We start from the raw sequence: 24,638 nt of genomic DNA on the forward strand, positions 1-24,638 counted from the left end.
GGTAAAAAGTTTTGGCAGGAGGTTTCCTCATGCCGAGCATAGACGCCCTCGCCGATCGCTTGTCGGCGTACCTCGGCCCGGACCAGGTCAATCTGGTCCGCCGGGCGTACTTCTACGCAGAGCAAGCCCACGACGGCCAACGCCGACGTAGCGGCGAGCCATATGTCACGCACCCGCTGGCAGTGGCAAACATTCTTGCCGATATGCATATGGACCATCAGAGCCTGATGGCAGCCATGCTGCATGACGTCATCGAAGACACCGGTATTGCCAAAGAAGCGCTCGTTGCGCAGTTCGGTGAGACCGTGGCCGACCTGGTCGATGGGGTCAGCAAACTGACTCAGATGAACTTCGAAACCAAAGCCGAAGCCCAAGCTGAAAACTTCCAGAAGATGGCCATGGCCATGGCACGTGATATCCGCGTGATCCTGGTGAAGCTGGCTGACCGTCTGCACAACATGCGCACCCTCGAAGTGCTGTCCGGCGAAAAACGCCGACGGATTGCCAAGGAAACCCTGGAAATCTACGCACCCATTGCCAATCGGCTGGGTATGCACAGCATTCGTATCGAATTCGAAGACCTCGGTTTCAAGGCGATGTACCCGATGCGTTCTGCGCGCATCTATCAGGCGGTCAAGCGCGCCCGGGGCAACCGCAAGGAAATCGTCAACAAAATCGAAGAGTCTCTCAGTCACTGTCTGGCCATTGATGGCATTCAGGGCGAAGTTAGCGGTCGTCAAAAACATATCTACGGCATCTACAAGAAGATGCGCGGCAAGCGTCGGGCCTTCAACGAGATCATGGACGTTTATGCGTTCCGTATCATCGTTGACAAGGTCGACACCTGCTACCGCGTGTTAGGAGCTGTACATAATTTGTACAAACCCTTGCCGGGGCGTTTCAAGGATTACATCGCCATTCCCAAGGCCAACGGCTATCAGTCGTTGCATACCACGCTGTTTGGCATGCATGGCGTACCGATCGAAATTCAGATCCGTACCCGTGAGATGGAAGAAATGGCCAACAACGGTATCGCCGCCCACTGGCTGTACAAGTCCAGTGGCGACGAGCAGCACACGGGCACGCACGCCCGGGCGCGGCAGTGGGTCAAGGGCGTGCTGGAAATGCAGCAGCGCGCAGGCAATTCCCTCGAATTTATCGAAAGCGTGAAGATCGACCTGTTTCCGGACGAAGTCTACGTGTTCACGCCCAAAGGCCGGATCATGGAGCTACCCAAAGGCTCCACAGCGGTCGACTTTGCTTACGCCGTTCACACCGATGTCGGCAACAGCTGCATTGCATGCCGGATCAATCGCCGCCTGGCCCCGTTGTCCGAACCACTGCAAAGTGGCTCCACGGTCGAGATCGTCAGTGCGCCCGGCGCCCGGCCCAATCCGGCCTGGCTCAACTTTGTGGTCACCGGCAAGGCGCGCACGCACATTCGTCATGCCCTCAAGCTGCAGCGTCGTTCCGAGTCGGTCAACCTGGGCGAACGCCTGCTGAACAAGGTGCTCAACGGCTTTAACAGCTCGCTGGACAAAATCCCGGCCGAGCGCGTTCAGGCGATGCTCCAGGAATACCGTCTGGAACAAATCGAAGACCTGCTCGAAGACATCGGCTTGGGCAATCGCATGGCTTACGTGGTTGCTCGACGTCTGTTGGGCGAAGGCGAGGCTCTGCCGAGCCCTGAAGGTCCGCTGGCGATTCGCGGTACAGAAGGTTTGGTGCTCAGCTACGCCAAATGCTGTACGCCGATCCCGGGGGATCCGATTGTTGGCCATTTGTCGGCGGGTAAAGGCATGGTTGTGCACTTGGACAACTGCCGCAATATCAGTGAAATCCGCCATAACCCCGAAAAGTGCATCCAGCTGTCGTGGGCCAAGGACGTTACCGGCGAATTCAACGTCGAATTGCGCGTCGAGCTGGAACACCAGCGCGGCCTGATTGCGCTGCTGGCCAGTAGCGTCAACGCCGCCGACGGCAACATCGAAAAGATCAGCATGGACGAACGCGATGGTCGCATCAGCGTGGTCCAACTGGTAGTCAGCGTGCACGACCGCGTGCACCTGGCTCGCGTGATCAAAAAACTGCGCGCCCTTACCGGGGTAATCCGCATCACTCGTATGCGTGCGTAGCCAACTAATTACAAGGAGTCACCCATGACCAAGACTGTTATCACCAGCGACAAGGCACCTGCTGCAATCGGTACTTATTCTCAGGCGATCAAAGCTGGCAATACTGTCTACATGTCCGGTCAAATCCCGCTGGACCCAAAAACCATGGAACTGGTTGAAGGCTTTGAGGCCCAGACCATTCAGGTATTCGAAAACCTGAAGTCGGTAGCTGAAGCCGCTGGTGGGTCGTTCAAGGACATCGTCAAGCTGAACATCTTCCTGACGGACCTGAGCCACTTCGCCAAGGTCAACGAGATCATGGGTACGTACTTCGAACAGCCGTACCCGGCCCGCGCCGCCATCGGCGTTGCAGCCCTGCCAAAGGGTTCGCAGGTAGAGATGGACGCTATTCTGGTTATTGAGTAACCCCCCCGGCGCAGCGTTTTCATGCTGCGCCAACCCCCGCTCCTCCTAGTTTCCAAAGGACCCCGCCATGCGCAAAGCGCTCGTGTTGTCACTGCTCACTTTTGTTTTGGGTGGTTGTGCCAGCGTACCCGCCCACCGCGACATCAGTGGTGTCTGGATCAATCAGGCCGCCATCGACGCAGCTGCCAATGGCGGCAACCTGCGTGAAGCCCTGCTGGCCTATGGGCCGAACCTTGAATGGGACATCGACGCCAAAAATTCGACGGCTTACTACACCAATGGCTTTGAGCTTGTTGAGGGCAAGTTGTTGCCCGCAGACGATGGTGGTTGGCAGGTCAGCTTTTATGGGAGCAGCGCTACGGGTCTGAGACTGGATGGCGAAACGCTTGTTCAGGACGAGACCGACGCAGAGCCCCGGCAGGCGTTTGTTCGTTCGCGTGTCAGTGTTGCAAGCGACGCGCCATTGGGCTCCAGCTTTGAAACGTCACTCAACTCTGCCTATATGGGCGGCAATTGGCGTGTGGTCAGCGGTATGGGCCAGGGCAATCAAGTGACTTTCACCCCGGACGGCAAGCTTCAAGGCGTGCCCGGCATCCAGGGTTACGTGCTGTGCCTGGCGGGCGATTGCGCATCGATGAGTGGCGAGTACGACAGCCTCTGGTTGCAGCAAGGTGAAATGGGTGCGGCGCACATTTTTGTTCGCGATGGCCGCAAACTGGAAATCTTCCAGGCGCTGGATGCTTCCGCCCCGGATGACATGCCCCAGTTTTACCCGGGGCAGCGTGAGTGGTTGCTGGAGAAACTGTAATAGCTGCTACGGTTTCCCCATAAACCTACGCTTTACCGTCCAGTATCGCGGCATAGCCCTCGCGATAACTTGAGTATCGAGGCTCCCAGCCCAGTGCCTTGGCGCGGGCGTTACTGCATCGTTTGCTCCCGGCCCGGCGAGTGCTTGTCTCTTCGGCCCACTCAGTCACCCCCAGACGTTCGCGCAACCAGCCGACCACCTCAGCCAAGGGGACCGGTGCGTTGTCGACGCCTATATAGATGTCGTCCAGGGTTTTGCCCTCGCGATCTGCCTCAAGCAAAAACGCCAGAAGGCCCGCGGCGTCGTCGGCATGGATCCGGTTGCCATACAGTGGAGGATCGACAGCCACGCGATACCCTTTGCGCACCTGCCCCAGCATCCACTCGCGACCCGGTCCGTAGATCCCGGTAAGGCGCACTACGCTGGCTGCCAGCGCACTGTTTAGCGCCACCTGCTCGGCATCGAGCATGATGCGGCCAGAGTAATTCGACGCCTGGGCCGGGGAGGTCTCGTCAACCCACTCGCCGTCCTTCTGGCCAAAAACGCTGCTGCTGGACACGAACAGCAGCCGTTTAGGCCGTTGGCCGTTTTGCTCGAGCCAGTTAAGGGTGTGTTTCAAACCGTCGACATACGCTGCCTGATAACCTGCCTCGTCATGATCGGTCGCCGCCGCGCTGTACACCAGATAGTCGATCTGGCCGGTTGGCCATTGCGCCGGGCATTGCGCGCCGAACAAGTCGCCCGCCACCCCGATGACGCCTGCAGGTAAACGATCGATGGAGCGTCGCAGGCCATATACCTGCCAGTCACTGCCGAGCAACCGAGTGGCCAGGCGGCTGCCAATATCACCGCACCCGGCGATCAATACAGAAGCTTTTGGCATCGCAAAATCCCTAATGAAAAGTTACAAAACGACGTGATTTGACACGACCTAAGTCGTGACTTTCGAAAAAAACAGATGCTATTGCTTTTGTTAACAAGAATTACTTGCAATAATAACGCATCATTTTGCCCTTGGTCTTACACCGCGTTGTAGGGCATTACCTCATTACTTTCCTCAGGTCCGGCTAGCATGACACGCAATCATTCCACCGCTTCGCCAACCCAGCTTTTGAGCCCATCACGCGTCTGGCGTGGGGTAGTGGCGCTGATGTTCAGCTTGATGTTGGCACCTGTCGCGGCCTATGCCGACGAACCTGCTGCCCCTGCCGCACCCGCTGCTACTGAAGCTGCTGCCCCGGCACCTGTCGCAACACCGGGTGCGACTGATCCTACACTGGTTGAGGGTGCTGTTGCCCCGGCTGATGACGCGCCGCAAATTATTGCCGAAGAAGATAACAGCCTGGGCATGGCCCATGACCTGTCGCCTTGGGGCATGTACAAAAACGCGGACATCGTCGTCAAAATCGTGATGATCGGTCTGGCCATCGCCTCGATCATTACCTGGACCATCGGGATTGCCAAAGGCTTTGAAGTGCTGGGCGCCAAGCGTCGTCTGCGCGTTGAAATCGCCAACCTTAAAAAAGCCCGCACCCTGAAAGAAGCCAGTGAGACAGCGGCCAAAGAAGGTACGTTGGCCCACCTGCTGGTGCAGGACGCCCTGGAAGAAATGCGCCTGTCGGCCAACAGCCGTGAAAAAGAAGGCATCAAGGAGCGTGTGAGCTTCCGTCTTGAGCGTCTGGTAGCCGCTTGCGGCCGCAACATGAGCAGCGGCACGGGCGTACTCGCCACCATCGGTTCCACCGCACCGTTCGTCGGTCTGTTCGGTACGGTATGGGGCATCATGAACAGCTTTATCGGTATCGCCAAAACCCAGACCACCAACCTGGCCGTCGTTGCGCCGGGCATTGCTGAAGCCCTGTTGGCCACGGCACTGGGTCTGGTTGCCGCGATCCCTGCGGTAGTGATTTACAACGTTTTCGCCCGTTCCATCACCGGCTACAAGGCCCAGGTGGCGGATGCGTCTGCTGAAGTGTTGCTGTTGGTTAGCCGTGACCTCGATCACCTGCCGCCCGAGCGTAGCTCGCAACCGCACATGGTGAAAGTGGGGTAATCGGCCATGGGCCTGCATTTAAAAGAAGGCGATGACGATCTCGCCGAGAACCACGAAATCAACGTCACCCCGTTTATTGACGTGATGCTGGTACTGCTGATCATCTTCATGGTGGCAGCACCGCTGGCCACTGTGGATATCAAGGTTGACCTGCCAGCTTCAACTGCCAAACCGGCGCCTCGTCCCGAGAAACCCGTGTTCCTCAGCGTCAAGGCTGACCAGCGGCTGTATCTGGGCGAAGAACCGGTCACGGTTGAAGCGTTGGGCCCGACCCTGGATGCCAGGACCCACAACAACAAAGACACGACGATCTTCTTCCAGGCCGACAAGGGCGTGGACTACGGTGACTTGATGAGCGTGATGGATGCTTTGCGCGCAGCTGGTTACTTGAAGGTGGGTCTGGTCGGACTTGAGACGGCAGCCAAGAAATGACCATAGCGCGCCAAAAGATGACGCGTTACGCAACCAGCCTGGCCGTGGTATTGGGTGTCCATGCAGTGGCAGTGATTCTTGCCCTGCAATGGTCCAACCCGCGCGCGATCGAACTTCCGCCGCAAGCGATGATGGTTGATCTGGCACCACTGCCGGCACCGCCGCCTCCTGCGCCGCCAAAAGTGGTGACACCGCCACAACCGCCGGCGCCAGTGGAAGAGTTGCCGATACCCAAGCTGGCCGAAGCGCCCAAGCCGAAGATCTCTGTACCTAAACCGGTCAAGCCCAAGCAAAAGCCTCAGCCGCCCAAGCCTGTGGAAAAACCGGACCCGGTCAAAGAGAAACCTTCCGAAGAGAAACCCAGCGACGCGACGCCGACCAAGAACACCAGTGAGAAATCCGCTGCACCGGCCCCGGGGCCGTCTGCGCAACAACTGGCAGCCAAAGCCAGCTGGGAAGGCACCTTGCTCAGTCACTTGGGCAAGTACAAGAAGTACCCGCCTGCTGCGCAATCCCGTGGCAAGGAAGGTCTGAACCGTCTGCGCTTCGTAGTGGATGCTGAAGGCAAGGTACTGTCCTACGAGTTAGTCGGACGTTCCGGCAATGCTGATCTGGACCGGGCCACCCTGGAAATGATTCGCCGGGCACAGCCATTGCCCAAGCCGCCGCCCGAGATGCTGACCAATGGCAGCATCGAGATCGTGGCACCCTTCGTTTATTCCATCGATAAGCGTCGGCGATAACACCGCAAAGGGCACCTCAGGGTGCCCTTTGTGCATCTGCGAGCAAGATAAATCAGCCCTGCCTTTGATTAGCGACTGTAGCTCTTGGGGCAATGTCTGATAACGTGCGTCTATCGATTGCAGCCGCTATGCTTGGCCCGCAACCACAGGGACGCACGCTATGACGCTTACAGAATTACGCTACATCGTTACCCTCGCCCAAGAGCAACACTTCGGTCACGCGGCCGAACGTTGTCACGTCAGCCAGCCGACCCTGTCGGTGGGTGTGAAAAAACTGGAAGACGAACTCGGTGTGCTGATTTTCGAGCGCAGCAAAAGTGCGGTACGCGTCACTCCGGTCGGTGAAAGCATCGTGGCTCAGGCCCAAAAGGTGCTGGAGCAGGCCCAAGGGATTCGCGAGCTGGCACAGGCCGGCAAGAATCAGCTGACGGCCCCTCTCAAGGTCGGCGCGATCTACACCGTGGGCCCGTACCTGTTCCCGCACCTGATTCCACAACTGCACCGGGTTGCCCCGCAGATGCCGTTGTACATCGAAGAAAACTTCACCCACGTGCTGCGTGACAAACTGCGCAACGGTGAGCTGGACGCGATCATCATCGCGCTGCCGTTCCAGGAAGCTGACGTCCTGACTCTGCCGCTCTATGACGAGCCGTTTTACGTGCTGATGCCCAGTGAGCACCCGTGGACCAAAAAAGAGACCATCGACGCCAGTCTGCTCAACGACAAGAGCCTGCTGTTGCTGGGCGAAGGTCACTGTTTCCGCGATCAGGTCCTTGAGGCGTGCCCGACCGTGGCCAAAGGCAATGATGGCGCCATGCACACGACGGTTGAGTCCAGTTCGCTGGAAACCATCCGCCATATGGTGGCGTCCGGTCTGGGTATCTCGATCCTGCCGTTGTCTGCCGTGGACAGTCACCATTACGCTCCCGGCATCCTGGCCGTGCGCCCGTTGACCCCACCGGTGCCGTTTCGAACGGTCGCCATTGCCTGGCGTGCCAGCTTCCCGCGGCCCAAGGCAATTGAAATCCTTGCCGACTCGATCCGCCTGTGTTCGGTGGCCAAGCCGCCTGCCGCGAAGTAAGTCTGCCGATGACCGAGTTGTCGAAAGTGTCGGTCACCGCGCTCAAGGGCGTGGGCGAGGCCATGGCCGAGAAACTGGCCAAGGTCGGACTGGAAAACGTCCAGGACGTATTGTTCCATCTGCCATTGCGCTATCAGGACCGAACCCGCGTGGTGCCGATTGGTGCCTTGCGGCCTGGTCAGGATGCGGTGGTTGAAGGGCGGGTCATCGGTGCTGATGTGGTCATGGGCAAGCGTCGCAGCTTGCTGGTGCGCATCAACGACGGCACCGGCGGCCTGAGCCTGCGCTTCTATCACTTCAGTAATGCGCAAAAGGATAGCCTCAAGCGCGGCACCGAAGTGCGCTGCTATGGCGAGGCCCGGCCCGGGGCGTCGGGTCTGGAAATCTACCACCCCGAATACCGCGCCATTACCGGTGACGAGCCGCCGCCTGTCGATACCACGCTGACGCCGATTTATCCCACCACAGAAGGCCTGACCCAGCAGCGCTTGCGCCAGCTGAGCCAGCAGAGCCTGGCCATGCTCGGCCCGCGCAGCCTGCCCGACTGGTTACCGCCGGAGCTGGCCAAGGATTACCAGTTGGCCCCGCTGGACCAGGCCATTCGTTATTTGCATCAGCCTCCTGCCGATGCCGATGTTGAAGAACTCGCCTTGGGCCATCACTGGGCACAACACCGCCTGGCCTTTGAAGAGTTGCTGACTCATCAACTGTCCCAACAGCGCTTGCGCGAGAGCTTGCGCTCCCAGCAGGCGCCAGCATTGCCCAAGGCTACGAAACTGCCGGTGCAGTTTCTGGCCAATCTGGGCTTCCCGCCGACGGGAGCCCAGGCTCGGGTCGGCAACGAAATCGCCTATGACCTCAGCCAGCCCGAGCCCATGCTGCGCCTGATCCAGGGCGACGTAGGGTCCGGCAAGACGGTGGTGGCGGCGATGGCTGCCCTGCAGGCCCTTGAGGCGGGGTATCAGGTGGCATTGATGGCACCGACGGAAATCCTCGCCGAGCAGCACTTCATTAACTTCAAGCGCTGGCTGGAGCCTTTGGGGCTTGAAGTCGCCTGGCTGGCCGGCAAACTCAAGGGCAAGGCCCGCGTGACGGCGATGGAGCAAATTGCCAGTGGCGTACCCATGGTTGTGGGCACCCATGCGTTGTTTCAGGAACATGTGCAGTTCCACAATCTGGCGCTGGTCATCATCGATGAGCAGCACCGCTTCGGCGTGCAGCAGCGCCTGGCACTGCGCAACAAGGGCGTGGGCGGCGTGATGTGCCCGCATCAGTTGATCATGACCGCGACCCCTATTCCGCGCACCCTGGCCATGAGCGCTTACGCCGACCTCGACACCTCGATTCTCGACGAACTGCCGCCTGGCCGCACCCCGGTCAACACCGTGCTGGTGGTCGATACGCGACGCATCGAAGTGATTGAGCGGGTGCGCGCTGCCTGCGCCGAGGGGCGACAGGCCTATTGGGTCTGCACCCTGATCGAAGAATCCGAAGAGATGACCTGTCAGGCCGCTGAAACCACCTTCGAAGACCTTTCCAGTGCCTTGGGCGAGTTGCGCGTCGGCCTGATCCACGGGCGCATGAAAGCGGCTGAAAAAGCGGCCGTCATGGCCCAGTTCAAGGCCGGCGAGTTGCAGTTGCTGGTGGCGACCACGGTTATTGAAGTGGGCGTCGACGTGCCCAATGCCAGCCTGATGATCATCGAAAACCCTGAGCGGCTGGGCCTTTCACAGCTTCACCAGTTGCGTGGGCGTGTAGGCCGGGGCAGCGCCGCAAGCCATTGCGTGCTGCTGTATCACCCGCCACTGTCGCAAATTGGCCGCCAGCGTCTGGGCATCATGCGCGAGACCAACGACGGCTTTGTGATCGCCGAAAAAGACCTTGAACTGCGCGGCCCCGGAGAAATGCTCGGCACCCGCCAGACTGGCCTTTTACAATTCAAGGTTGCCGACCTGATGCGCGATGCCGACCTGCTGCCCGCCGTGCGCGAGGCGGCCCAAGCGTTGATTGAGCGCTGGCCCGGCCATGTCAGTCCTTTGCTGGATCGATGGCTGCGTCACGGTCAGCAATACGGGCAGGTGTAAAACACCATTCAGTAAATGCCCCGGCTGCCGATCTAGTAACGGCTTATCAAATTTGAGTTGTACAGAACGGATGCAGATCATGACTGAAGTTGCCAGCGCCCCTGCCGTTGCGAGCACGCCGTCTGTTATCGGGCGCTTGCTCGGTGACTTGGCCATCGACTATCGCGAAGTCCCTGATCACCCGGCGCTCGATCCTGCGCGCAAGGTCCAGGCCGTACTGCTCGATGACTCGGTCGGCATCCTGATGGTGCTGTTCACGCAGAGCCATTTGCTGGATTTGAACCGTCTGGCTGACTTGATCGGGCGCCGCATGACCGCCCTTGCGCCCGATCGCCTCCAGACCCTGCTCGACAAGCAGGGCCTGAGCCTGTTGCCGGGCCTGCCCGCGCTGATCAACTCGCCCTGCCTGTACGAAGAGCAATTGCTGCAACAATCCACGCTGCTGATCAGCGCCGGTGAACCGGGGCAGTTGCTCGAAATTACCCGGGAAGACTTCAAGCGCCTGCTCAAGAACGCCAGCGTGGGTGGTTTTGGCGAGCCCCTGAGTGCGATCAAACTTGATTACGCAGGGGACGACGGCGAGGCCATTACCCGAGCCGTCCAGGCATTCACTGCGCGACGGATTCAGCAGCGGCTTGAAGCCACCATCGAGTTGCCGCCGCTGGCAGAGAGCGTGCGCAGAATCATGCGGCTACGGTCCGACCCCGAGGTCACCATCGATGAGATCACCAGTGTTGTCGAAACCGACCCGGCACTGGCGGCACAAGTCATGAGCTGGGCGTCCTCGTCGTACTACGCGTCACAGAGCAAGATTCGCTCGGTCGAAGATGCCATTGTGCGGGTGCTGGGGGTCGATCTGGTGATCAACCTGGCGTTGAGCCTGTCGCTGGGCAAGAGCCTGAGCCTGCCCAAGGACAATCCTCAATCGAGTACGCCCTACTGGCAGCAGTCGATCTACACCGCAGCGGTGATTGAAGGGCTGACCCGCGCCATGCCTCGGGAACAACGCCCTGAAGTCGGCATGACCTACCTAGGCGGGCTGTTGCACAACTTTGGTTACTTGTTGCTGGCCTATGTGTTTCCGCCGCATTTTTCGCTGATTTGCCGTCATCTTGAGGTCAACCCCCACGTCAGCCACAGCCTGATTGAACAGCACTTGCTGGGCATCAGCCGTGAGCAAATGGGAGCCTGGTTGATGCGGTTCTGGGGGATGCCTGACGAGCTGGCGATCGCGGTGCGCTTTCAACATGATCCGGCTTACATCGGCACAGATGCTGCGTACCCGAATCTGGTGTGTCTTGCGCTGGGGTTACTGCGAAATCACGGCATTGGGCACGGTGCGAGTGCCCCGATACCGGATGCGCTGTTTGAGCGTTTAGGTGTGACCCGCGACAAGGCCGAAGCGGTGGTCAGTAAAGTGCTGGAGGCTGAAGTGTTACTGCGCGAGATGGCGGCGCAGTTCGGTCAGGCCTGAATCACTGAAAGCCCCTCACCCTAACCCTCTCCCAGAGGGTCGGGGTGAGGGGTTCTTGACCTTAAGCCTTGGCTTTTTTACGCGGCTTGAGGTATTTGGTCAGGCCCTGGAACCAGATCACCAGCGCCGGGTTGCCCTTGATCTGAATCGACTTGTCCTGAATCCCGGTCATGAACGCCAGTTGCTTGTTCTTCGCTTGCAACGTGGCGAAGCCGTAGGCGGCATCTTTAAAGGCGATGGCAAACGCAGGCTCCGGATACAGGCCGCCGTAGCTGGTGATGCGCTGGTTTTTGACCTTGAAATGACGAGCCACTTTGCCGTCGAGGGTTTGTAGCTGGAACACCAGATCCTTGTCAGCCAGTTGCTGCGCAAAGGCGGGGTTCTTACGGCTGGCTCTGCTCATTAGAAAGCCCAGCATCCAGAGCAGAAAACGAAATTTCATGTACGCGGCCTCGGGGGGAATAAAAAAATGGCCGGCGCAGTTTAACGATTTGAGAGAAGAACGCTATATATCTGCAAGTATGGGCGTAGATGGGGTAGGTTTTGCCGCTTATGGCCGCACAATCGATCCGTTTGCAGTCAAGAATGGGCCGCTAGCATCGCCAGCTTGCCCATTCTTCATGTCGCCAGTGCCTTAAGGATTAACGCTGTCCTTGAGGAATTTGCCCGGCTTGAACGCGACCGTGTTGCTGGCCTTGATGGTGACCGGCTGACCGGTTTGCGGGTTTTGTCCGGTACGGGCACCGCGATGACGCTGAATAAAGGTACCGAAGCCGACCAGCGTGACGCTGTCTTTGCGATGCAGGGCCTGGGTGATTTCTTCAAGCACGGCATTGAGTACGCGGTTGGCTTGTTCTTTGGTGAGGTCGGCCTTTTCAGCAATAGCGGCGGCGAGATCTGGTTTACGCATGATGAAGCCTCTTTGACGGTTTTTTGTTGTTATGTCCGTGCTGCTCTCTACGGAGCAGCGCCCAAGGCGCCGCAGGCTCTAAACTGCGGCAGACCGGTGTGAGGATGGCACGCGGCCAAGGCCGGCGCCAGCCTTCGCACAGGCTTTGTTGAGCCAAGGCAGTGCCATATCCGACAGAGTGCGCAGTGTTTACGCCAAAAGTGCAGGCAGCTCTTTGTTCAGCGCGAGTTTTTCGCGAACGGCTTCGCCGGTCAGGGCATAACCGAGCAATTTGCCATCCGCGTCGCGGCACACCGCCTTGATATCTGCTCCCTGGCCTTCCACGGTCCACACGCCGTCGCAGCCGCGTGGTACAGGAGATACCACCAGCGGGCAAACCGGGGTCTTGACGGTGATGGGCATTGCCCCGTAACTGACCGTCGTCGGGTTGCCTGCCAGTGTTTGCGCCAGTGCGCGAGCACACGTCATGAGCGGCATCACGTACAACAGATTCAAGCCATCGACCTCGGCACAGTCACCCAGCGCGTAGATGTTGGGGTGCGAAGTTTGAAGCTGGCGATCCACCTCAATCCCGCGATTGACCTTGATCCCGGCCGCGGCTGCCATATCAATGCGTGGGCGCAAACCGATGGCTGACACGACGACATCACACGGGACTACGCTGCCATCCGACAAATGCGCATCCAGTCCTGCATCGGTGCGTTGCAGGCGAGTCAGGACCGGGCCCAGGTGAAAGCGTGCGCCCAGGCTCTCGAGGCCAGCCTGCACCGCCGCCGCGGCAGCAGCAGGCAACAGGGTTGGCATCACTTGCTCGCAAGGCGCCACCAGATCGACCTCATATCCCCCCGCGATCAAGTCATTGGCAAATTCGCAACCGATCAACCCGGCCCCCAGGATCAGTACCCGGTGCTTGCCTGCCGCGGCTTCCCGAAAGCGCGCGTAATCTTCAAGATCATTGATCGGGAAGATGGCGCCCTGGGCATCGCCCTCCACTGGCACCTGCACCGTTTGTGCGCCCCATGCCAGGACCAGGTCGCGATACGGCACGGCCTCTTCGCCGATCCACAATTGCTTGTGGCCAGGATCGATTCCGCTGATACGGGTGTGGGTGCGTACCTGGGCCTTGAGTTGCTCGGCCATGGCCTGGGGCGTTGCCATGCTAAGACCATCGGCTTCCTTGTTCTTGCCGAAGCCGGTGGACAGCATGGGCTTGGAGTAGGAACGGCCGTCATCGGCGGTGATCAGCAGCAGCGGGGTTTCGCTGTCCAGCTTGCGAAACTCGCGGGCCAGGTTATAGCCAGCCAGCCCGGTGCCAACGATCACGACAGGTGCGTTCATTCCAATCTCCAAAGGGTGAATCAGGTTTTAAAGGGGCGATCAGTTGATTTCAATCATCTCGAAATCCATTTTGCCGACGCCGCAGTCCGGGCACAGCCAGTCTTCTGGCACGTCTTGCCACAGGGTGCCTGGGGCGATGCCATCGTCCGGCCAACCGTCGGCTTCGTTATAAATCAGTCCACATACAATGCATTGCCACTTTTTCATCGGGGTACTTCCTAAAGGTTCAGGCTTGGACGAGACCACAGACTTCTAAAGACCCGCCGTGTTGCTCGTCAAATTCAGGGCGTTTTGTACTGATGACCACCGGCAGATGCAAGCACCAATACTGCCAAAGGGCCCAAGGCCGCTCAATCAAGGACCAGCGTGATAAGCTCGCCGACCTCAATGGCTGCCAATTATGACCCACTGTGCCGCACATAACTTCTGCGCTTGTCTCCCCCGTCTGGCTTGAGCAAGGCCAACTTCGCGCCCTGCCTGACACACACACGTTCGACTGGCTGTTTGATGAGGGCTCACTGACCCGGCGTCTCACTGCGATTTCAGACGATTCCTTCAGCGTTCAGCCACTTTTTGAAGGCTGGCAAGAGTTGCGCCCTGACGAATGTGCTGCGCTTGACCTGCCCGAGGGCATTCAAGGCTGGGTACGTGAAGTGTATTTACGAGGGCACGGCCAGCCGTGGGTGTTTGCCCGCAGCGTGGCGGCCAAAAGCTCGCTGGAGGATGGCGGCCTGAACATGGATGAACTCGGCACCCGTTCATTGGGCGAGTTGCTGTTTAGCGATCAGGCCTTTGAACGCGGCGCGCTGCAGGTGTGTCACTACCCGCGCCACTGGTTACCACTGGCCGACCAGGCCGATCACCTGTGGGCCCGCCGCTCGCGCTTTGTGCGTGGCGCACTGAGTGTGTTGGTGGCCGAAGTGTTTTTACCCAAACTGTGGGCCGCCCTCAGTGCCCGGTCGGAGAACAACTGATGTACTTGCGCCTGCTCAAATCACTCAACCGCCTCAACCCTCGTGCCTGGGACTTCATCCAGCTGACCCGTATGGACAAACCCATCGGCATTTACCTGCTGCTGTGGCCGACTCTGTGGGCACTGTGGATTGCCGCTAAGGGTGTGCCCTCGCTGAGTAACCTGCTGATCTTTGTCTTCGGCGTGATCCTGACGCGAGCGGCGGGTTGCGTGATCAACGACTTTGCCGATCGCAAGGTGGATGGGCACGTAAAACGAACGGAACAACGGCCGATGGCCAGCGGAAAAATCAGCAGCAAAGAGGCGTTGGTGTTTTTTGCCTTGCTGATGGGGCTCAGTTTCCTGCTGGTGCTGTGCACCAATGCGCCAACCATCTGGTTGTCATTCGGCGCACTGGCGCTGGCTGCCACTTACCCGTTCATGAAGCGCTACACCTACTACCCGCAAGTGGTACTGGGTGCTGCATTCTCGTGGGGCATACCGATGGCGTTCACGGCCGAAACCGGCAGCCTGCCCGCTGCGGCGTGGTTGCTGTACATCGCCAACCTGTTGTGGACGGTGGGCTACGACACCTACTACGCCATGACGGACCGTGAAGACGATCTGAAAATCGGTGTCAAATCCACTGCGATTCTGTTTGGCGATGCCGATCGCGTGATCATCCTGAGCCTGCAGGGTCTGGCCCTGGGCTGTCTGCTGCTGGCAGGTTCGCACTTTGAGCTGGGGGGCTGGTTCCACCTCGGCCTGCTCGGTGCGGCGGCGTGCTTTGTGTGGGAATTCTGGTACACCCGCGACCGTGATCCACAGCGCTGCTTTAAAGCTTTCCTGCACAACCACTGGGCAGGCTTATCGATTTTTGTGGGGATCGTGCTGGATTACGCACTGCGCTAGCCAAAAGTGATGTGTCGCCGCTGAGGAGCGCAGCGACCGTAAACCCTCCATCCGGGTTTTCCTGAGACGGTGCAGTGTCCGGTTTTCGACGGCTACGCCGCCGAACGCAGCCTCGCTGCGCTCTTCAGCGGCTACAGAACATTTGCCACCCAACTCACCGCACCGGTATCAGCCGCAAGGTGCTGCGGGTGTTGAGCTGGATTTCGGCTTCATCCATATGAGGCTTGTCGTAGTCCCCTTCGATGTAGGACTCGGCCTGATCCCGGTAGTGTTTGTCGAAGGGCACGCCGCTTTGCCCCACCGGGTTAATGGTCAACCCGTGGGCCGGGTCGGCAAAGTCGATCAGGCGCCGTGTTGATGGGCCGTAGGTCACCGGCCACGGTGCGTTGCCGAGTTTGGCGCTAAGGTTGTTCGGCACTTCGTGACTGCCGGGGGCGGCGAAGGGGCCGACATTGAACAGCCAGTCCAGAGGTTTTTGTCGCCCTAGCGGGTGCTCGTGGGTCAGGGTGTGGGCGCGGCCCCAGCGCCATTGCCCGGGGTCGTCGCCCAGGACGGCCTTCAAGTGGGCAATGCTGGCCTGCCAGGCCACTTTGACCGTGTCAGCGCGGCTCTCTTTTTGCGGTGTCGTGCGGTTGTCCCACCACGGTGAGTCCGGGGTTGCAGCCAAGCGCGGCAAGGCGCTATCGATCACTCGGGTCGTTAGCATGGTGTCAAAAAAGGCATCGCCCAATTTATCGCGCATGGTGGCTTCAGTGAGGCTGTACAAGAACTGGTTGAATACGGTGGCGGCAGTCGAGTCCAGCGGGTAATCACCTTTCCATTGCGCCAGTTGCTCCACCAATCGACGTTCGGCCGGATCGCTGACCACGTCGCGCAGTACCGGCAACAGGGGTTTGAGCACACGCTGGCCGTAGTCGGTGGCGGTACCCAGTTGCAGGGCCTGACTATTTTTCAGGTTCCACTTCACGCTGTTATCGCTGAGCTGGCGATTTAGCTGCTGGCCACGGTCCGCCAGATTGTAGTAACCGGGAATCTCGATGCCAGCAGGCGATAGCGGCTGGAAGTTGGCCGACACGATATAGCCTCGTGCCGGGTTTTCTTCCTGGGGGTTGGCGCTGAACGGGTAGAAACCGTCCTTGTCAGCCTGGTTGGTGCTGCCGTCCAGAATGAATGCCGGATTAACCCCAGCCGGGCGCTTGGGCAACTGGGCTGCTGCCCACCAGCCAATATCGCCCTGGGTGTTGGCCCACAACAGATTGAGCCCCGGTGCTTGAATAAGGGTCGCGGCCGTTCGCGCCTTGCTCAGACTGTCTGCACGGTTGAGCTGGTAGAAGCCTTCGAGGATCGGATTTTTCGTCTCCAGAAAACCCCACCACATCGCAATCGGCGTGTTACCCGCCGTTGCGCCCAGCACGTCGTTGATGATCGGCCCGTGAGGCGATTGGCGTAGTGTGAGCGTGACCGGGGCCTGGCCTTTGACGGCAATCTGTTGCTCGGTACTGGTCATGTCGACCCACTGACCGTGGTACCAGACCTGATCGGGATTCTCGGGGTTGGTCTTCTCGGCGATCAGGTCCAGATCGTCGTTCTGGAACATGGTCAGGCTCCAGCCGAAGTCGCGGTTGTTGCCCAAAAAGGCGAACGGAACCAAGGCCTGGTGGTAGCCGTACAGCTCAAAATCCGGTGCCGAAAGTTGGGCTTCGTACCATACCGATGGCGCCGAAAAGCGGATATGCGGGTCGCCTGCCAGCAGCGGTTTGCCACTTTGGGTGCGTTTGCCCGCGACCACCCATGCATTGCTGCCCTCAAATTGCGGTAAACCTGCCTGGCTCAGGGCCTGATCACTGAGTTGGGCCAGCGCGCCCAGGGTTTTCCAGTCGCTGGCCGCCAGTGCCGGGGCCAATACGCCCTGGGGTTGCCAATCGAGGTCAAAGATTTTCAGGTAGTCGTTGCCCAGTTGATCGCGCACATACGTCAGCAACGGTTCGGTCCTAAAGGCGGCAGCAAAGCTGTAGGCCATGTACCCGGCGACGCTGATGGTATCTTCGGCGGTAAAGGGCCGTGGGGTGATGCCCAGAAGGTCGAACTCAACGGGGTTGGGGTTGTTGGCCTGATACTGATTGATTCCGTCCAGATACGCCTGCAAGGCCAAAAAAGCCGGGGACTGAGTATCCAGTTCAGTCAGGTAACTGGCCGCCCGATCGCGGATGCGCAGACTGCGAAACAATTTGTCGGTATCGACCAGCTTGGGTCCCAGCACCTCGGCCAACTCGCCCCGAGCCAGACGCCGCATGATCTCCATCTGAAACAGCCGGTCCTGGGCCTGCACATAACCAAGGGCGCGGTACAGGTCAGCCTGGTTTCCCGCCCGAATATGCGGCACCCCCCGTTCGTCATAACGCACCGTGACCTGCCCTTGAAGTGCAGTCAGTTCGACTTGGCCCTGGCGTGTCGGCAGTTTGCTTTGCACGTACCAGAACCCGCCGCCTGCCAGGGACGCAACGACTAGGGCAATGATGGTCAGGCTGCGTTTCATGGAACTACTCCTTGTTCGGCTCATGTACGCCGCAACGCTATCAACGCGCGGTGTGATCGTCCTGCCACGAGCAGTAACAGCCCACGGCCATGGTGTGGGTGGCCTTGACCGGGCGGCCTTCGCTCAGGGCTTGCAGGATCGGCTCGATAAAGCTGTTGCTGGCGTTGCAGGTGGCGCCTTCGCTGTAAGGGCCGAAGTAGGCCAGTTGGCCGCTACGGTCCCAGATGGCCACGGCCGGGCTAGCGCTCAGGCGCTCGGCGCCGGGCAGGTTGGCCAAGGGTTTGATCGCGCCCAAGGTGGATGGCAATTGGTCTTGGGTGCCGGCCTTTTGCACGGAATAGAATTCGACGCCTTGCGGTACGTAATGGGCCAGCAGTTCGCTGAGATGCTGCTGGTTACCCACATTGCACGGGCAGGCCGGGTCCCAGAAGTGCACCACGCGAATGGCGCCCGGGCCGGACAGTTCGGCGGGCAGGCTCAGCACGTCGCCTGCAAATAGCGCTGTTTGATCGCTGAAGGCGCGAATGTAGCGGCCCTGAAACCAGTCATAAGCGAGCCACAACCCCACTGCGCAGATCAGCGTCAGCAGACAGGCCAGCAGGGTTTTCAACGTGGGCACCGGCATGCAAAAGCTCCTTGAAGGTCGCGTAGCTTGCCATGCCTGACCTGACAGATGAATATCGATGGTCTATAAAGCCTGTTTTGCGCTCGTGCGCCCTGTCTGGAAGCCCTTATGCCTGCCCCGTTTGCCCCCGATACCTTGCGCGCCAGCTTAAAGCCGTTGGTGGCGGGTCAGCCGTTATCGAGAGAGGGTCTGGCATATCAGCACTTTTATGGGCTGGATTTTCCTCAGCGTCAGGCGGCGGTCAAACGTCAGTTGGGGCGCTTTAGCGCGGAGGGCTTCGAACTGGTGAGCCAAGTGTGGTGGCCCGACGCTCCGCCAGTGGCAACCCTGTTTGTGATTCACGGTTTTTATGACCACATGGGGCTGTATCGGCATGTGATCGAGTGGGGGTTGAACCGGGGATTTGTGGTGATTGCCTGTGACCTTCCGGGGCATGGGCTGTCGAGTGGCGAGCGGGCCAGCATCGACGATTTCGCGCAGTACCAGGCGGTGCTGCAAGGGTTGTTTATCGAGGCGCAATCGTTGCAATTGCCGCAGCCTTGGCACCTGTGCGGGCAAAGCACGGGAGGGGCAATCGTCCTCGATCACTTGCTGAATCACGGCGAACAAAGCCCGGCTCAGGGTCAGGCCATTTTGCTCTCGCCGCTGGTTCGGCCCAAAGGCTGGGGCTGGTCAAAGTTCAGTTATTACTTACTGCGCCCTTTCGTCAGCGGCATTGCCCGGCGCTTTAGCGAGAACTCCAACGACCCGGATTTTCTGGCGTTTCTACAAGCCGATCCGCTGCAGCCGATCCGTTTGCCAACAGCGTGGGTGGGGGCGCTGGCGCGCTGGATACCGCGTATTGAAGGTGCATCACCGAGTGTGCGCCAGCCGTTGGTGATTCAGGGTCAGGCCGATAAGACGGTGGATTGGCAACATAACCTTGAAGTATTGAAGACCCGGTTCAAGCAGCCGCAGGTGCTGTTACTGCCTGAAGCACGGCACCATCTGGCGAATGAAACCGCAGAAATACGTGCTCAGTATTTCGCCTTTCTGGATACGTTTTTTTGAAGTTGGCAGTGATCCTGAAGGTGCGGTTGTAAGGCTACTGGGTCAGGTTTGAAGTACTTTGCCCGACCGCTAGCCCGGCGCGGATCGCGGCCAGAGCCGCCTGGTAATAGGTTTTACCTTCAGGGGATTCAGCAAAGGTGACGAATTCTTCCAGTTCCGGGTCAGACAGGTCGCGATACACGTAGAGCAACGTGTTATCCAGCTCACCTGCGATCTGGTCCATCAACCGCTGGCGCTGGCCATTCAACATGCTTTGGGCCTGACCGCCCCCCAGCAACCCCGGGATCATTGAGCTCAAACTGTCGGCGGCAACGCCCGCAATGGCCAGGCTGACTTCCGCCCCGGCTTCACGGGCAGGCAGTGCGCGGGATAAATGATTGATCAGCAGTTGACGGGTGGCGCTGGCTTCCATGCGTGGCAAGCCTTGCGCGTGCTTGGCCAGTTGATCGCGGCGGGTGGCCAGCAGTTCGGCGGCCACGATCTTGCGGCCCAGCGGTGACTGAAAAAAGCTCAGGGCAGGATTTGCATCGGGCAGGTTTTTGCGCATCTGGTCCCTGGCCCGTTTGTCCATCGCCTCAGGGGCAAAACGCTGGTTACTGTTGTTGACCAGAGCCTGGTAGACCGCAGGCGGCAGATTGTTGCTGTAGCGCTGCTGAGCGGCGCTCAGGGCATCATTGAAATGCGCGCGTTGCTGCGGCCAGCCGGCGACCGTAAACAGATCATCAAGGTTGTCTGCCCATGCGGGTAACGTACAAAACATCATTAACAGTAAAAACAAGCGGCGCATGAGGGGCTCCTGTCTGCAGGGCGCTATTGTCCGGGTGTGGCGTAGGACTTGTCGAGAATTCGTCTCGCTCTAATGGGCTTTAAATGCGCAGGTGAAATTTTTCGACGTTGCCAGCCAGACGGAGCTGTCAGATTTTGAGGCGGCTCGATACTATGCGCGCCATGCCAATCCCCTCTGATCACCCGCTGTTTCTACGCATCGTCGACGACCTGTACGCACAGGGATGGTCACAGCAAAATATTTTCCTGCCCGAGGCTTTGACCCTCGAGCTAGCGGCTGAGTGCCATAAACGTTCTGCTGAAGGTGAACTCACTCCCGCAGCGGTTGGACGCGGCCTGACGCAGGAGGTTCGAGAGGGTATACGCGGTGACCATATCCAATGGCTGGAACCGGGAGAGGCGCTGGCCTGTGACAGTTATCTGGAGCTAATGGAAAGCCTGCGAGTCGCCATGAATCGCAGGCTTTTTTTGGGACTGGAGGACTTTGAAAGCCACTTCGCGCTGTACCCCCCCGGCGCGTTCTACCTCAAGCATCTGGACCGTTTTCGCGACGACGACAGACGCATGGTGTCGGCCGTGGTGTACCTCAACCAGAGCTGGCTGCCCGAGCACGGTGGACATTTGCGCATGTACCTCGACGGAAATGTCGACTATGACGTGCTGCCTATAGGCGGTTGTCTGGTGGTATTCCTCTCAGGGGAGATCCCTCACGAAGTGATGCCTGCGACCCGTGATCGACTGTCGTTGACCGGTTGGTTTCGCCGTCGTGCCACCGAGATATTTCTATGAGCCACAAACTGTTGATCAGCCGCTGCCTGCTGGGCCATCCCGTGCGCTACGACGGCGGAGCCAGCGGTCCGTATGCACAATTGGCCCAATGGCAGGCTGAAGGCCGGGTCGTTGCCTTGTGCCCGGAAGTGGCGGGAGGGTTGCCGACTCCCCGTGCACCGGCGGAAATACCCGGCGGCCAAGGGGTCGATGTGCTCGCGGGCAGAGCACCGGTGATGACCGCCGTAGGCGAGGATGTGACCGAAGCGTTTGTATCGGGTGCCCAGCAGGCGCTGGAGTTGGTGACGCAGCACGGTATCCGCATTGCTATCCTCAAGGCCAACAGTCCGTCTTGCGGCAATTTGCTGACCTATGACGGCAGTTTTGGCGGCGTTAAGGTCGAGGGGCAGGGCGTGACGGCGGCGTTGTTGATCCGGGCGGGCGTTCAGGTGTTCAGTGAACTGGAACTGGAAGACGCGGCACAGGCGCTGGCAGCCCTGGATTTGTAGTCCGTTGCTGAAAGTTGCTACGGGTTGTGTATTTTCAGCAGGATTTGAGTTCAGGTAACATTCGTCTCCACTTTGCCCAGGGATATACCGATGACTGACAAGCCTAAACCACAGCCCTCGGCCGCGGCTGAAAGTGCTGATACAGCACTGCACCATATCGTTGATGGCTTTCTGCACTTTCATCACGAAATCTTCCCTGAACAAGAAGCCTTTTTCAAAAAACTCGCCACGGCACAAAGCCCGCGTGCGATGTTTATCGCCTGCGCCGATTCGCGAATCGTGCCGGAGCTGATCACCCAAAGCGCGCCGGGTGATTTGTTCGTGACCCGCAACGTTGGCAACGTTGTGCCACCTTACGGTCAGATGAATGGTGGTGTTTCGACAGCCATCGAGTACGCGGTACTGGCACTGGGTGTGCAGCACATCATCATTTGCGGGCATTCCGATTGCGGTGCGATGCGTGCAGTGCTCAACCCCGCCAGCCTGAAAAAAATGCCGACGGTAAAAGCCTGGTTGCATCATGTTGAAGTGGCCAAGACCATGGTGCAGGACAACTGTAACTGCGCCAACGAGGCCGAAAGCATGCACGTGCTGACCGAAGAGAACGTGATCGCCCAGTTGCAGCACTTGCGCACGCACCCGTCGGTGGCATCACGCATGGCCAACGGGCATCTGTTTATTCATGGTTGGGTGTACGACATCGAAACCAGCCAGATCAAGGCCTACGACGCCGACAAGGGCGCCTTTCTGCCACTGGATGGCACCAACCCGATCCCGAGTGCGACGCCTAAAGCGCGGTTTTAAACAGCATGACCTGTGGGAGCGAGCCTGCTCGCGAATGGCCTTCGCGAGCAGGCTCGCTCCCACAGCTGAAGTCTTCCTGCAACCACTGTTACAGCGCCAAACCAACGCCCAATTGCTTGGACAGGCATGGCCAGCGTTTCCAGGCTGCGCCGGTCTCTGGGCTGGTCAGGCGCTCGCGGTAGGCTTCGACCGACTCCAGGGCGAAGCTCTCGTCGTTAAGCATCAGGTCAACAGCGTGATGCACGGCAGCGTCCAGCTGGTTGGCAAAGTCTTCGCCAATCAATTGATGGGCAATCAGATTGGCCACGGTCATGTCCAGCGGGATCAACGGCTGCTGGAAGTGCTTGATGTAGAGATCGTTGACCTCTTCAACCAGGCGATGCGCCAGGTAAGCCTCGTCCAGCAAACCCTCAAGCCCTTCGTGGCCAGTGAGCAGGGGCAGTGGCTGAGCAAAAAACTGTTCGGCGATTTTCAGTATCGGCTTGATTTGCGATTCGATACCGGCCTCGCGAGCGACCTCATTGGCCGCATCCAGCAGGTCGGGTACCTGGTCGATATAGGCGCTGACGAAACGCGTCATCACCAGATTGCGGTCGACTTCAGGCAGTTGAATGGCGGTGTGAAGGTGTGGCAATTGAGCGGCCAGATGCTTGGCGAGCAGGCCCGTTTCGGCCTCATGTTCTTGGGCACGCGAGATCTGCACGCGGATGGCGGCGGTGTTCATTGGAACTCCAGGGGGGTGCTAGGCAGGGAATTACTTTAAAAGTAGCCCTCCTCAAGTCAAGGAGTGCCTTTTTTTCAGGGGGAGTATTGTTATTCATTTTATGACCGGGCAGTGAGTGCCATTTGTCGATGGGGCTTATTTCATTGTTTTTACCCCTCGCATTGCGGGGTTGGGCTCGGTGTCTATACTCGTTTTTGTAACCGTTTTTCGATGACGCCCGACTGCTTGAGCAGACGAGGCTCGGCGGTAAGAGTTCGCAGGTTTTAAAACCGCCCCCTTGTAGCGCTGCCCGTTTCACAGATGCAGACCGGCGCAATAACAAGAAAAATAAAGGGGAGCACCGCGATGCGACATCCACATCTATGGATGGGCTTGCTGTTGTGGTCAGTGTTCGGCCAGGCTCATGCGGCCTGGACCGTGAACATGTCGCCTGGGGCGACGGAAGTCAGTCATGCGGTTTTCGACCTGCACATGATCATCTTCTGGATCTGTGTGGTGATCGGCATCATCGTCTTCGGTGCCATGTTCTGGTCGATGATCGTTCACCGCCGCTCCACCGGACAGGTGGCGGCCAAGTTTCATGAAAGCACCACGGTCGAAATTCTCTGGACCGTCATCCCCCTGGTAATCCTGATCGCGATGGCCGTGCCTGCGACCAAAACCCTCATCAATATCTACGACAGCAGTGAGTCGGATGTGGACATCCAGGTCACCGGCTATCAGTGGAAGTGGCATTACAAATACCTGGGCCAGGACGTCGAGTTCTTCAGCAACCTGTCCACTCCTGCCGATCAAATCCATAACCAGGCCCCCAAGGGCGAGCATTACCTGCTCGAAGTCGATGAGCCGCTGGTGCTGCCCATTGGCGCCAAAGTGCGGTTTTTGGTGACCTCGGCTGACGTTATCCACTCCTGGTGGGTACCTGCCTTTGCGGTCAAGCGTGACGCCATTCCGGGCTTTATCAACGAGGCCTGGACCCGGGTCGAGAAGCCCGGGATCTATCGGGGTCAATGCGCCGAGCTGTGCGGCAAGGACCACGGGTTTATGCCGATTGTGGTCGATGTCAAAACTCGTGCGGACTACGACACCTGGCTGACCGAGCGCAAGGCCCAGGCTGCACAGCTCAAGGAGCTGACCAGCAAGGAATGGACCCTCGACGAGCTGGTGGCCCGTGGGGACAAGGTCTATCACACCGCCTGCGTGGCCTGTCACCAGGCCGAAGGCCAGGGGCTGCCGCCCATGTTCCCTGCGCTCAAGGGCTCGCCGATTGCCATCGGCCCAGCCGCCGATCACCTGCACCGCGTGTATTTCGGCAAGCCGGGCACGGCCATGGCCGCCTTCGGCAAGCAGCTGTCCGAAGTCGATATCGCCGCCGTCGTGACCTATGAACGCAACGCCTGGGGCAACAACAAGGGCGACATGGTGACGCCAAAAGACGTGCTGGCGCTCAAACAGGCGCAAGGCAAGTGAGCCGCTCAGTGATGTGCGCACGCGACGGTCGGGGGCAAT

25 protein-coding genes are annotated in these 24,638 nt (G+C 59.2%); 16 read left to right on the forward strand and 9 right to left on the reverse strand.

The window, feature by feature from the left end; all coding sequences use genetic code 11:
• Window positions 1-29: 29 nt before the first annotated feature.
• From spoT to TU76_RS25365, 3 genes are all read left to right on the forward strand, one after another.
• Window positions 30-2,135 carry a bifunctional GTP diphosphokinase/guanosine-3',5'-bis pyrophosphate 3'-pyrophosphohydrolase gene (gene spoT, locus TU76_RS23285; protein ID WP_019828192.1) on the forward strand — a complete coding sequence of 702 codons (2,106 nt, stop codon included), beginning with the start codon at window positions 30-32 and terminating at the stop codon, window positions 2,133-2,135.
• Window positions 2,136-2,159: 24 nt separating this feature from the next.
• Window positions 2,160-2,540, forward strand: a complete 381-nt coding sequence (locus TU76_RS23290; RefSeq protein ID WP_019828190.1) for a RidA family protein — start codon at window positions 2,160-2,162, stop codon at window positions 2,538-2,540.
• Between the two features lie 67 nt (window positions 2,541-2,607).
• Entirely contained in the window at window positions 2,608-3,348 is a 741-nt protein-coding gene (locus TU76_RS25365) for a hypothetical protein (RefSeq protein ID WP_048352572.1), read from the forward strand.
• A gap of 25 nt (window positions 3,349-3,373) precedes the next feature.
• Here the strand turns inward: TU76_RS25365 and TU76_RS23300 are convergent, their stop codons facing one another.
• Window positions 3,374-4,231: an SDR family oxidoreductase gene (locus tag TU76_RS23300; RefSeq protein ID WP_048352573.1), complete on the reverse strand. Its 858-nt coding sequence runs from the start codon at window positions 4,229-4,231 to the stop codon at window positions 3,374-3,376.
• 189 nt (window positions 4,232-4,420) lie between these two features.
• Here TU76_RS23300 and exbB point away from each other — a divergent pair, with 189 nt between their 5' ends.
• From exbB to TU76_RS23330, 6 genes are all read left to right on the forward strand, one after another.
• On the forward strand, window positions 4,421-5,401 hold the full coding sequence (exbB, locus tag TU76_RS23305; protein ID WP_019828187.1) for a tonB-system energizer ExbB: 981 nt from the start codon (window positions 4,421-4,423) through the stop codon (window positions 5,399-5,401).
• A 6-nt stretch (window positions 5,402-5,407) separates the two neighbouring features.
• Window positions 5,408-5,833 (forward strand): TonB system transport protein ExbD, encoded by a 426-nt coding sequence (exbD, locus tag TU76_RS23310; RefSeq protein WP_019828186.1) that lies wholly within the window; start codon window positions 5,408-5,410, stop codon window positions 5,831-5,833.
• Window positions 5,830-6,576, forward strand: a complete 747-nt coding sequence (locus TU76_RS23315) for a TonB family protein (RefSeq protein ID WP_019828185.1) — start codon at window positions 5,830-5,832, stop codon at window positions 6,574-6,576. Before exbD ends, TU76_RS23315 begins: the two co-directional genes overlap by 4 nt.
• Before the next feature lie 160 nt (window positions 6,577-6,736).
• Window positions 6,737-7,657: a hydrogen peroxide-inducible genes activator gene (locus tag TU76_RS23320; RefSeq protein WP_019828184.1), complete on the forward strand. Its 921-nt coding sequence runs from the start codon at window positions 6,737-6,739 to the stop codon at window positions 7,655-7,657.
• An 8-nt stretch (window positions 7,658-7,665) separates the two neighbouring features.
• Entirely contained in the window at window positions 7,666-9,741 is a 2,076-nt protein-coding gene (gene recG / locus TU76_RS23325; protein ID WP_019828183.1) for an ATP-dependent DNA helicase RecG, read from the forward strand.
• A 79-nt stretch (window positions 9,742-9,820) separates the two neighbouring features.
• Window positions 9,821-11,215 carry an aminoacyl-tRNA deacylase and HDOD domain-containing protein gene (locus tag TU76_RS23330; protein WP_048352592.1) on the forward strand — a complete coding sequence of 465 codons (1,395 nt, stop codon included), beginning with the start codon at window positions 9,821-9,823 and terminating at the stop codon, window positions 11,213-11,215.
• Between the two features lie 61 nt (window positions 11,216-11,276).
• Here TU76_RS23330 and TU76_RS23335 read toward each other — a convergent pair whose 3' ends face one another.
• From TU76_RS23335 to TU76_RS23350, 4 genes are all read right to left on the reverse strand, one after another.
• A complete protein-coding gene (locus TU76_RS23335) occupies window positions 11,277-11,657 on the reverse strand; it encodes a helicase (RefSeq protein ID WP_048352574.1) in 381 nt (126 codons plus the stop codon).
• A 192-nt stretch (window positions 11,658-11,849) separates the two neighbouring features.
• On the reverse strand, window positions 11,850-12,125 hold the full coding sequence (locus TU76_RS23340; RefSeq protein WP_016782719.1) for an HU family DNA-binding protein: 276 nt from the start codon (window positions 12,123-12,125) through the stop codon (window positions 11,850-11,852).
• A 189-nt stretch (window positions 12,126-12,314) separates the two neighbouring features.
• Complete coding sequence (locus tag TU76_RS23345) at window positions 12,315-13,463, reverse strand: NAD(P)/FAD-dependent oxidoreductase (protein WP_048352575.1); 1,149 nt, start codon at window positions 13,461-13,463, stop codon at window positions 12,315-12,317.
• Between the two features lie 39 nt (window positions 13,464-13,502).
• Window positions 13,503-13,670, reverse strand: coding sequence for a rubredoxin (locus TU76_RS23350; protein WP_003437744.1), 168 nt, complete (start codon window positions 13,668-13,670; stop codon window positions 13,503-13,505).
• A 203-nt stretch (window positions 13,671-13,873) separates the two neighbouring features.
• On the opposite strand from TU76_RS23350, the gene TU76_RS23355 reads away from it, so the two are divergent.
• A complete protein-coding gene (locus TU76_RS23355; RefSeq protein WP_019828177.1) occupies window positions 13,874-14,437 on the forward strand; it encodes a chorismate--pyruvate lyase family protein in 564 nt (187 codons plus the stop codon).
• Window positions 14,437-15,327: a 4-hydroxybenzoate octaprenyltransferase gene (gene ubiA / locus TU76_RS23360; protein ID WP_046809336.1), complete on the forward strand. Its 891-nt coding sequence runs from the start codon at window positions 14,437-14,439 to the stop codon at window positions 15,325-15,327. The genes TU76_RS23355 and ubiA overlap by 1 nt, the downstream gene beginning before the upstream one ends.
• A gap of 154 nt (window positions 15,328-15,481) precedes the next feature.
• Here ubiA and TU76_RS23365 read toward each other — a convergent pair whose 3' ends face one another.
• Window positions 15,482-17,863: a penicillin acylase family protein gene (locus TU76_RS23365; RefSeq protein ID WP_048352576.1), complete on the reverse strand. Its 2,382-nt coding sequence runs from the start codon at window positions 17,861-17,863 to the stop codon at window positions 15,482-15,484.
• 40 nt (window positions 17,864-17,903) lie between these two features.
• The gene (locus tag TU76_RS23370; RefSeq protein ID WP_048352577.1) at window positions 17,904-18,488 is read right to left on the reverse strand and encodes a DUF6436 domain-containing protein; all 585 of its coding nucleotides are present in this window, start codon (window positions 18,486-18,488) and stop codon (window positions 17,904-17,906) included.
• A gap of 108 nt (window positions 18,489-18,596) precedes the next feature.
• Between TU76_RS23370 and bipL the strand changes: the two genes are divergently transcribed.
• On the forward strand, window positions 18,597-19,538 hold the full coding sequence (gene bipL / locus TU76_RS23375) for a phospholipase BipL (protein ID WP_046809339.1): 942 nt from the start codon (window positions 18,597-18,599) through the stop codon (window positions 19,536-19,538).
• 34 nt (window positions 19,539-19,572) lie between these two features.
• On the opposite strand, the gene TU76_RS23380 is transcribed toward bipL, so the two are convergent.
• On the reverse strand, window positions 19,573-20,325 hold the full coding sequence (locus TU76_RS23380) for a DUF2059 domain-containing protein (RefSeq protein ID WP_048352578.1): 753 nt from the start codon (window positions 20,323-20,325) through the stop codon (window positions 19,573-19,575).
• A gap of 152 nt (window positions 20,326-20,477) precedes the next feature.
• On the opposite strand from TU76_RS23380, the gene TU76_RS23385 reads away from it, so the two are divergent.
• The 3 genes from TU76_RS23385 to TU76_RS23395 all read left to right on the forward strand — a co-directional run bounded on the left by TU76_RS23385 (window position 20,478) and on the right by TU76_RS23395 (window position 22,405).
• Window positions 20,478-21,113 carry a 2OG-Fe(II) oxygenase gene (locus tag TU76_RS23385; protein ID WP_019828170.1) on the forward strand — a complete coding sequence of 212 codons (636 nt, stop codon included), beginning with the start codon at window positions 20,478-20,480 and terminating at the stop codon, window positions 21,111-21,113.
• Entirely contained in the window at window positions 21,110-21,601 is a 492-nt protein-coding gene (locus tag TU76_RS23390) for a 2-thiouracil desulfurase family protein (RefSeq protein ID WP_048352579.1), read from the forward strand. The genes TU76_RS23385 and TU76_RS23390 overlap by 4 nt, the downstream gene beginning before the upstream one ends.
• A 90-nt stretch (window positions 21,602-21,691) precedes the next feature.
• On the forward strand, window positions 21,692-22,405 hold the full coding sequence (locus TU76_RS23395; RefSeq protein ID WP_019828168.1) for a carbonic anhydrase: 714 nt from the start codon (window positions 21,692-21,694) through the stop codon (window positions 22,403-22,405).
• Window positions 22,406-22,493: 88 nt separating this feature from the next.
• Here TU76_RS23395 and TU76_RS23400 read toward each other — a convergent pair whose 3' ends face one another.
• Window positions 22,494-23,129, reverse strand: coding sequence for a hypothetical protein (locus tag TU76_RS23400; protein WP_019828166.1), 636 nt, complete (start codon window positions 23,127-23,129; stop codon window positions 22,494-22,496).
• A 345-nt stretch (window positions 23,130-23,474) separates the two neighbouring features.
• Between TU76_RS23400 and coxB the strand changes: the two genes are divergently transcribed.
• A complete protein-coding gene (gene coxB, locus TU76_RS23405) occupies window positions 23,475-24,599 on the forward strand; it encodes a cytochrome c oxidase subunit II (protein ID WP_048352580.1) in 1,125 nt (374 codons plus the stop codon).
• The last annotated feature ends 39 nt before the right edge of the window (window positions 24,600-24,638 follow it).

It is taken from the genome of Pseudomonas psychrophila (assembly GCF_001043005.1).
Classification (GTDB): domain Bacteria; phylum Pseudomonadota; class Gammaproteobacteria; order Pseudomonadales; family Pseudomonadaceae; genus Aquipseudomonas; species Aquipseudomonas psychrophila.

Excerpts from the sequence above, each read along its gene's own strand:
- TU76_RS23340 (WP_016782719.1), bottom strand. The coding sequence starts at position 12,125 with ATGCGTAAACCAGATCTCGCCGCCGCTATTGCTGAAAAGGCCGACCTC.
- TU76_RS23320 (WP_019828184.1), top strand. The coding sequence starts at position 6,737 with ATGACGCTTACAGAATTACGCTACATCGTTACCCTCGCCCAAGAGCAA.
- exbB (WP_019828187.1), top strand. The coding sequence starts at position 4,421 with ATGACACGCAATCATTCCACCGCTTCGCCAACCCAGCTTTTGAGCCCA.
- TU76_RS23370 (WP_048352577.1), bottom strand. The coding sequence starts at position 18,488 with ATGCCGGTGCCCACGTTGAAAACCCTGCTGGCCTGTCTGCTGACGCTG.
- ubiA (WP_046809336.1), top strand. The coding sequence starts at position 14,437 with ATGTACTTGCGCCTGCTCAAATCACTCAACCGCCTCAACCCTCGTGCC.
- TU76_RS23365 (WP_048352576.1), bottom strand. The coding sequence starts at position 17,863 with ATGAAACGCAGCCTGACCATCATTGCCCTAGTCGTTGCGTCCCTGGCA.
- TU76_RS23380 (WP_048352578.1), bottom strand. The coding sequence starts at position 20,325 with ATGCGCCGCTTGTTTTTACTGTTAATGATGTTTTGTACGTTACCCGCA.
- coxB (WP_048352580.1), top strand. The coding sequence starts at position 23,475 with ATGCGACATCCACATCTATGGATGGGCTTGCTGTTGTGGTCAGTGTTC.
- TU76_RS23335 (WP_048352574.1), bottom strand. The coding sequence starts at position 11,657 with ATGAAATTTCGTTTTCTGCTCTGGATGCTGGGCTTTCTAATGAGCAGA.
- spoT (WP_019828192.1), top strand. The coding sequence starts at position 30 with ATGCCGAGCATAGACGCCCTCGCCGATCGCTTGTCGGCGTACCTCGGC.
- TU76_RS23315 (WP_019828185.1), top strand. The coding sequence starts at position 5,830 with ATGACCATAGCGCGCCAAAAGATGACGCGTTACGCAACCAGCCTGGCC.
- TU76_RS23400 (WP_019828166.1), bottom strand. The coding sequence starts at position 23,129 with ATGAACACCGCCGCCATCCGCGTGCAGATCTCGCGTGCCCAAGAACAT.
- TU76_RS23385 (WP_019828170.1), top strand. The coding sequence starts at position 20,478 with ATGCGCGCCATGCCAATCCCCTCTGATCACCCGCTGTTTCTACGCATC.
- TU76_RS23390 (WP_048352579.1), top strand. The coding sequence starts at position 21,110 with ATGAGCCACAAACTGTTGATCAGCCGCTGCCTGCTGGGCCATCCCGTG.
- TU76_RS23300 (WP_048352573.1), bottom strand. The coding sequence starts at position 4,231 with ATGCCAAAAGCTTCTGTATTGATCGCCGGGTGCGGTGATATTGGCAGC.
- TU76_RS23350 (WP_003437744.1), bottom strand. The coding sequence starts at position 13,670 with ATGAAAAAGTGGCAATGCATTGTATGTGGACTGATTTATAACGAAGCC.
- TU76_RS23345 (WP_048352575.1), bottom strand. The coding sequence starts at position 13,463 with ATGAACGCACCTGTCGTGATCGTTGGCACCGGGCTGGCTGGCTATAAC.
- exbD (WP_019828186.1), top strand. The coding sequence starts at position 5,408 with ATGGGCCTGCATTTAAAAGAAGGCGATGACGATCTCGCCGAGAACCAC.
- bipL (WP_046809339.1), top strand. The coding sequence starts at position 18,597 with ATGCCTGCCCCGTTTGCCCCCGATACCTTGCGCGCCAGCTTAAAGCCG.
- TU76_RS23290 (WP_019828190.1), top strand. The coding sequence starts at position 2,160 with ATGACCAAGACTGTTATCACCAGCGACAAGGCACCTGCTGCAATCGGT.
- TU76_RS23330 (WP_048352592.1), top strand. The coding sequence starts at position 9,821 with ATGACTGAAGTTGCCAGCGCCCCTGCCGTTGCGAGCACGCCGTCTGTT.
- TU76_RS25365 (WP_048352572.1), top strand. The coding sequence starts at position 2,608 with ATGCGCAAAGCGCTCGTGTTGTCACTGCTCACTTTTGTTTTGGGTGGT.
- TU76_RS23395 (WP_019828168.1), top strand. The coding sequence starts at position 21,692 with ATGACTGACAAGCCTAAACCACAGCCCTCGGCCGCGGCTGAAAGTGCT.
- recG (WP_019828183.1), top strand. The coding sequence starts at position 7,666 with ATGACCGAGTTGTCGAAAGTGTCGGTCACCGCGCTCAAGGGCGTGGGC.